Origin of the sequence: Pseudomonas putida, from assembly GCF_001941965.1 — a bacterium.
Taxonomy (GTDB): Bacteria; Pseudomonadota; Gammaproteobacteria; order Pseudomonadales; family Pseudomonadaceae; genus Aquipseudomonas; species Aquipseudomonas putida_L.
In genome coordinates this window covers 51897-59071 of record NZ_MKZO01000034.1, presented here as the reverse complement: position 1 = coordinate 59071, position 7175 = coordinate 51897, and the positions used below count along the sequence as shown (strand labels likewise).

Below are 7175 nucleotides of genomic sequence, written 5' to 3'. Positions count from 1 at the left end.
CGCCTCCACCACCGGAACCCGAGCCCGAGCCCGTCCCCCTACCGGAACCGGACCCGGAGCCAGTGGTTGAGATACCGGAGCCGCCGCCCAAGCCCAAGCCACCTGCGCCGAAGCCACCGCCTCCGAAACCCAAGCCACAAGTCGTGGCCAAACCGGCGCCCACCCCAGCGCCACCCCAGCCGGTCACACAACCGGCGCCGAGCAAACCGGCCCCTGCGCCGGTCGCCGCGAAGCCCGCACCGCCACCACCCCCGGCGGCCCCCGCGGTCAACGTGGCCGCACTGGAGAGCGGCTATATCGCCGCCCTGCATGCGGAGCTGGAGAAGTACAAGCAATACCCGCGGGGCCGCGAGGCCTCGCTGCAACGTCCGGAAGGCAACGTCGTGGTCTGGCTGTTGATCGACCGGGGAGGACGCGTGCTCGACTCAGGGATCGAGAAGAAGGCGACGAACATGCTGCTGAATAAAGCAGCGCAAACCAGTTTGCGCCGGATCGAGCAAGTAAGGCCCTTTCCCGATGCAGTTTTCGAGGGCAGGGATAAGTACCGTTTTATCGCGACGCTTGTTTACAACATAGAAAACTAGGTTCCACCGAAGTTGCCCACCGACACCCCGCCCCTGGTGTCGCGTGGGCGGCTGCCCGCGAGAACCTGGAACACCAGTCTTCGACAAAAACTTAATCGCACATTTCTAATTGGGAGGGACGCTCGGTGAAACTCGATAAGCTGTTCGTCATGATGTTGGCTGTAGGTTGCGGCAGTTGGACGGCTTCGGCCCTGGCAGAAGATTCCGTGGATATCGGTCACGTCAACGTGACCGGCCAGACCGTCGGCAACGGCCAGATGGTCCAGGAGGAGGCCGCCAAGTCGCGCTCCACCGTGACCAAGGAAGCCCTGGACAAGATGTCGCCGACCGGCAACGGCATCGACAAGTTGAAGTACACCCCCGGCATCAACGTTTCCAGCGACGACAGCAGCGGTCTGTCCGGTTTCAACTTCACCATGCGCGGGATGAAGTCCGACCAGATCGGCATGACCATGGACGGCATCCCGATCAACGACTCGGGCAACTACGAGGTCTACCCGAACCTGCTCGGCGACCCGGAAAACCTCGAGGAAGTTTTCGTCACCCAGGGTTCCTCCGAACTGGACGCCCCGCATATCGGTTCCAGCGGCGGCAACATCGGCCTGGTCTCGGTGAAACCGACCAAGGACGCCGGCGCGTTCTTCAAGCAGACCATCGGCAGCAACAACCTGAGCAAGACCTTCGTCCGTCTCAATACCGGCGAATACAACGGCCTGAGCAACTATATTTCCGCGTCGAAAACCAACAGCGACAAGTGGAAAGGCAAGGGCGACCTGGATGCCGAGAAGTTTGAACTGAACAGCCTGTTCAAGTTCGGCGAAGGCAACTCGATCCAGGGCATCGTCAAGTACCACAAGCAGGAAAACTACAACTACGTTTCCCCGAGTCTGGCGCAGTACAAGTCGGACCACGACTACGACTTCCCCAACGAGCCGACCTACAACCCGACCACGGGCAAGCTGACCACCGCCAGCTACAAGACCAGCGTCAACCCGTTCGAGACCGTGACCGCCTCGGTGACCAGCCGCTGGCAACTGCGCGACGATCTGCAACTGACCGTCGCCCCGTACTACTACTGGGCCAACGGCGGCAGCTACCGTGCCTTCGGTTCGCCGGCCACACTGACCCGCACCACCAACAGCTCCGGCAACTACGACCTGAGCAACCTGAAGACCACCGCCCAGTACAACGCCGACGGTGATCCGGTCAGCGGCCGCTACTACCGTCCGTCCTGGACCGAAACCTGGCGTCCGGGCGTCAACACCAAGCTGACCTGGGCCTTCAACGACGAGCACACCATCGACTTCGGCTACTGGTACGAGCGCGCCCGCCAGCGCCAGACCCAGCCGTTCGTGACCCTCAAGCCCGACGGCAGCCCGACCGACATCTGGGCCGACTACGAAGGTTCCAACCAGGCGCGCGACGCCAATGGCAACGTGATCCAGGGCCGCAACTACTTCACCATCACCCCGGTACACAAGCTGTTCGTCCAGGACACCTGGAGCGCCACGCCCGACCTGACCCTGACGGCGGGCCTTGCCTACGAGCACTCCCAGCGTGATGGCGACATGAAGGCCAGCCTCTACGACACCCCTGAGAAGCGCGACAAGACCTACCACCAGTTCCTCCCGAGCTTCAACGCGCGCTACCAGATCAACGAAGAGAACCAGGCGTTCTACAACGTCACCCGCAACATGCGCACGCCGCCGAACTACGTGCTCTACAACACCGGCGACTCGATCAGCCTCAAGCCCGAGCTGAGCTGGAACCAGGAACTCGGCTGGCGCTATGCGACCGACGACATGGCCCTGTCGGCCACCCTGTTCTACCTCAAGTTCAAGGATCGCCAGGTCTCCAGCCGTGACGAAGTCACCGGTGACTATCTGATGCTCAACGTCGGTGAAGTCGAGAACCGCGGTGTCGAGCTGGAGTTCAGCGGCCTGCTGCCGCACAACTTCAACTACTACGCCTCGTACACCTACACCGAAGCCGAGCAGCAGAACGACACGCTCTACTACGGCGTCAACGTACCGACCAAGGGCAAGCAGATCGCCGGCGTGCCGAAGAACATGTTCAACCTGAGCCTGGGCTACGACGACGGGCGCTTCTACGGCAACGTCATCGGCAAGTTCGTCGACAACCAGTACGGCGACCTGACCAACGACCAGAGCATCCCGCACTACACCACCGTGGACATGAACGTCGGCTACCGCCTGCCGGTGAACAAGAACTACATGAAGGACGCCACCGTGCGCCTGTCGCTGAACAACGTGTTCAACCGCCAGTACCTCTCCGGCGTGCAGACCACGGTGTTCAACTCGGTGCGCTACAACGGCAGCGGTTCCGCCTTCGCCGGCGCGCAAACGCCGTACTACACCATCGGCGAAGAGCAGACCGTCGCGCTCTCCGTGGAAGCCAACTTCTAAACCCTGCCCCGTGGCCGACCTCGCGTCGGTCACGGGCACGCCTTGAGGTCACCCAGCATGAACATGGACCTGCTTCACGACATCACCTTCTACATCATGTACGGCTCTGCCGCCCTGGCCGCCTTCGTGGTGGTCGAGCGGGGAATCTTCTTCGCCTACAACCTGCGCAAGGCCCGTGGCCTGGAAAGCGCCCTGCACAAGAAAGTCCGCCACTTCGACGAACTGCCCGCCGAGCTGCGCCAGCGCGACAGCCTGCCCCTCGACCTGCTGCGCCAACTGTTCGACGGCCGTAGCCAGGTGCACTCGCACAACGAACTGGAAGACCTTGGCCAGGCCATCTACATCTCCATGCGCGGCAAGCTGTCCCATGGCCTGTGGATCCTCGAAGCCGTGGTTGCCGGCGCGCCGCTGCTCGGCCTGCTGGGCACCATCCTCGGCATCATCGACACCTTCAAGGCCCTCGCCGAAGCGGGCGTTTCCGACCCGGGCGAAGTCTCCCGCGGCATCGGTACCGCGCTGTACGCCACGGCCCTGGGTATCGCCATCGCCCTGGTCGGCCTGGTGTTCAACAACCACCTGCAGGACCGCCTGGAACTGATCAACGACCACCTGAAGATGCTGCTCCTGCGTGCCGGCATGGGAACGCCGTTCGCCAGCAAACCGGTCGCCGCCACCGCCACCACTCTGCAAACCGCCTGACGGGCCGGGGTTCTTCATGTCGTCTTTCGCGCTACGCCCGTTGTCCCTGCTGCTGGCCGCGATGCTCCTGGCCAGCGGCTGCCAGAAAGCCGCCGAGCCGGTGCAGGTGAATATCGCCGCCCTCAACGATTTCCACGGCAACCTGCTGGCCAGTCCGTTCCAGTACCAGGACGCCGCCGGTGCCGGGGTCAAGCTCAAGGCCGGTGGCCTCGGCCCGCTCAGCGGCGCCCTGGCCGAACTGCGCAAGCAGGACCCGCAACTGCTGCTGATCGGCGCGGGCGACATGGTCGGCGGCAGCCCGCCGATTTCCTCGATGTGGGCCGATGAGCCGAGCCTCGAGGCACTCAACCTGCTCGGCCTGAAATTCTCCGTGGTCGGCAACCATGAGCTGGACCACGGCAAGGGCGAGCTGCTGCGCCAGGTCAATGGCGGCTGCCAGTCCGAACGCGCCGACAAGGCCTGCCAGTTCGACAAGGACTTCAAGGGCGCCGGCTTCCCCTACATTTCCGCCAACCTGATGGACAAGCAGAGCGGCAAACCGGTGTTCGCCGGCTACCGCATCGAACAGGCCCACGGCGCGAAGATCGCCTTCGTCGGCGCGACCCTGCGCAACGTCGGCAGCTATGTCAGCGCCAAGAGCATGGAAGGCCTGACCACCGTCGACGAAGCCGACGCGATCAATGCCCTGCTCCCCGAGCTGAAAAAGCAGAACGTCGACGCGGTCGTCGCAGTGATCCACCAGGGCGGCAAGACCAGCGAGCGCTTCGATCAGCAGGACTGCAGCCAGCTCAGCGGCGATGTGGTCGAAGTGGCCAGGCGTCTCGACCCGCAGATCAAGGTGGTGGTCACCGCCCACACCCACGAAGGCTACCTGTGCCGCCTCGGCGACAAGCTGGTGACCCAGGGCGCCTCCTTCGGCCGCCTGCTGACCCAACTAACCCTGACCGTGGACACCGACAAGCACCAGTTGCTCGACGTGAAGGCCCACAACCTGGTGATCGACGCGCAGCGCTACAGCGCCAGCCCGGACGTCGCCCCGCTGCTGGCGGAAGTCGAAAGCCGCAGCCAGGCCCTGCTAGGCAAGCCGATCGCCCGCCTCGCCGCCCGCGAAGTACTGCGCACCGTCAACGAGGCCGGCGAATCGCCGATGGGCGACCTCATCGCCGACTCGCAACTGGCCGCCACCCGCGCCCTCGGCGCGCAGATCGCCCTGATGAACCAGGGCGGCATGCGCATGGACATCACCCTCGACGAGGGCCAGGAGCAGGTCAACTACGGCCAGGTCGCCACGGTGCAGCCGTTCAACAACAGCCTGACCCTGCTGACCCTGACCGGCGCGCAACTGCGCGAGCTGCTGGAACAGCAATGGCAGGACGGCGGCATGGGCTTCTACCCGCTGCAACCGTCTGCCTCCCTCACCTACCGCTATGACGACAGCCGCCCGAAAGGCCAGCGGGTGATCGCCGACAGCCTGCTGGTCGATGGCCAGCCGGTGCAGGACGCCCAGGACTACCGCCTGGCCCTGAACAGCTTCCTCGCCGAAGGTGGCGACAACTTCACCGTGCTCAAGCAGGCCCGCGACCGCCTCGACACCGGGATCAACGACCTCGAGTCGATGATCACCTACCTCCAGGAACGCGACCGCGCAGGCCAGCCCGTGGGCTTCGCCGAGGCGCAGCAACGCATCCAGAAAATCAGCCCGGAGGTCGCGAGCAATGCACCCTGAAGACTGGCAAGCCCTGCACGACCGCCTGCTGCCGGAGGCCATTGCCGCCGCCGCCAGCGCCTGGTGCCCGCACTCGGAATTCCCGGTGGGCGCCGCCCTGCTCACCGCCGACGACCGCGTGATCCGTGGCTGTAACGTGGAAAACGTATCGTTCGGCCTGACCAACTGCGCCGAGCGCAGCGCGCTGTTCAGCGCCATCAGCCAGGGCCTGGCCGCCGGCAGCTTCAAGGGCATGCTGGTGTATGCGCCCAAGGTCCCGGTGATCTCGCCGTGCGGCGCCTGCCGCCAGGTGATGCTGGAACTGATGGCGCTGGACTGCCCGGTGATCTGCGTCGGCCATGACCCGGCCGCGACCCGTCACTGGACCGTCGGCAAGCTGCTGCCTGGCGCCTTCTGCGAATTCTGATGGCAAACGCCCGACCGACCGGAGACGTCGGCGGGCCTGAGCGACTTTTTCCGGGGAATCATCGATGGGCTTCATCGGTATCGTGGTGTTGTTGCTGTTGGCGGTAGCGTTGTCGAGCAACCGCAAGGCCATTCGTTTGCGTACCGTCGGCGCGGCCTTCGCCGTGCAGGCCGGGCTGGGTGCCTTCGCCCTCTACGTGCCCTGGGGGCAAGCCACCCTGACGGGGATTTCCGACTCGGTGGGCTCCTTGCAGGGCTACGCCAACCAGGGCATCGATTTCATCTTCGGCGGCCTGAGCAGCGCCAGGATGTTCGAGATGTTCGGCAACGGCGGCTTCGTCTTCGCCATCCGCGTGCTGCCGCTGATCGTGTTCTTCAGCAGCTTTATCGCGGTGCTTTACTACCTGGGGATCATGAACCTGGTGATCCGCGTGATCGGCGGCGGCCTGCAGCGCCTGCTCGGCACCAGCCGCACCGAGGCGATGTCGGCTACGGCGAATATCTTCGTCGGGCAGACCGAAGCGCCCATGGTCATCCGCCCCTTCGTCCGCCGCCTGACCCGCTCCGAGCTGTTCGCGGTGATGGCCGGCGGCATGGCCTCGGTGGCCGGTTCGGTGCTGATCGGCTATGCCAGCCTCGGCGTCGAACTCAAGTACCTGATCGCCGCCAGCTTCATGGCCGCCCCCGGCGGGCTGCTGATGGCCAAGCTGATGGAGCCGGAAACCGAAAAACCCCATGACGACCCCGACGACCTGCCGGACGAACCGGGCAGCAAGCCGGCCAACGTCATCGACGCGGCCGCACTCGGGGCTTCGGCCGGCCTGCACCTGGCCCTCAACGTCGGCGCCATGCTGCTGACCTTCATCGCCCTGATCGCCCTGCTCAACGGCCTGCTGGGCTGGACCGGCAGCTGGTTCGGCTTCGGCCAACTGACCCTGCAAATGCTCCTCGGTTATCTGCTGGCTCCGCTAGCCTTCGTGTTGGGCGTGCCCTGGCACGAAGCGATCACGGCCGGCGGGCTGATCGGGGAAAAACTGGTGCTCAACGAATTCGTCGCCTATGTCGATTTCGCCAACCACCTGGAACCGGTGCAGGCGGCGGCCAAGGGCGTGACGGTCCTCTCGGCGCAGACCCAGGCGATCATCACCTTTGCCCTGTGCGGCTTCGCCAACCTCTCCTCGATTGGCATCCAGCTCGGCGGCCTGGGGCTGATGGCGCCGAACCGCCGGGCCGAAATCGCCCGCCTCGGGCTCAAGGCGGTGATCGCGGGCACGCTGTCCAACCTGATGAGCGCGGCACTCGCCGGGGTTTTCCTGGCGCTTTGAAACTGAATCC

6 protein-coding genes are annotated in these 7175 nt (G+C 64.7%); all 6 read left to right on the top strand.

What is annotated here, in order from left to right:
• Positions 1–584 (top strand): energy transducer TonB family protein (locus PSEMO_RS34065; RefSeq protein WP_075804579.1); only part of this gene is annotated, 584 nt, incomplete at its 5' end.
• Between the two features lie 125 nt (positions 585–709).
• Positions 710–3010 (top strand): TonB-dependent receptor, encoded by a 2301-nt coding sequence (locus PSEMO_RS19325; protein WP_178392026.1) that lies wholly within the window; start codon positions 710–712, stop codon positions 3008–3010.
• 57 nt (positions 3011–3067) lie between these two features.
• On the top strand, positions 3068–3709 hold the full coding sequence (locus PSEMO_RS19320; RefSeq protein WP_075804576.1) for a MotA/TolQ/ExbB proton channel family protein: 642 nt from the start codon (positions 3068–3070) through the stop codon (positions 3707–3709).
• Positions 3710–3725: 16 nt separating this feature from the next.
• On the top strand, positions 3726–5435 hold the full coding sequence (locus PSEMO_RS19315; protein ID WP_075804575.1) for a bifunctional metallophosphatase/5'-nucleotidase: 1710 nt from the start codon (positions 3726–3728) through the stop codon (positions 5433–5435).
• Positions 5425–5841, top strand: coding sequence for a cytidine deaminase (locus PSEMO_RS19310; protein WP_075804574.1), 417 nt, complete (start codon positions 5425–5427; stop codon positions 5839–5841). The genes PSEMO_RS19315 and PSEMO_RS19310 overlap by 11 nt, the downstream gene beginning before the upstream one ends.
• Before the next feature lie 64 nt (positions 5842–5905).
• On the top strand, positions 5906–7165 hold the full coding sequence (locus tag PSEMO_RS19305) for a NupC/NupG family nucleoside CNT transporter (protein ID WP_075804573.1): 1260 nt from the start codon (positions 5906–5908) through the stop codon (positions 7163–7165).
• Positions 7166–7175: the final 10 nt, after the last annotated feature.

Bases quoted from the DNA above. Each gene is read 5' to 3' on its own strand.
- PSEMO_RS19305 (WP_075804573.1), top strand. From the start codon at position 5,906: ATGGGCTTCATCGGTATCGTGGTGTTGTTGCTGTTGGCGGTAGCGTTG.
- PSEMO_RS19310 (WP_075804574.1), top strand. From the start codon at position 5,425: ATGCACCCTGAAGACTGGCAAGCCCTGCACGACCGCCTGCTGCCGGAG.
- PSEMO_RS19315 (WP_075804575.1), top strand. From the start codon at position 3,726: ATGTCGTCTTTCGCGCTACGCCCGTTGTCCCTGCTGCTGGCCGCGATG.
- PSEMO_RS19320 (WP_075804576.1), top strand. From the start codon at position 3,068: ATGAACATGGACCTGCTTCACGACATCACCTTCTACATCATGTACGGC.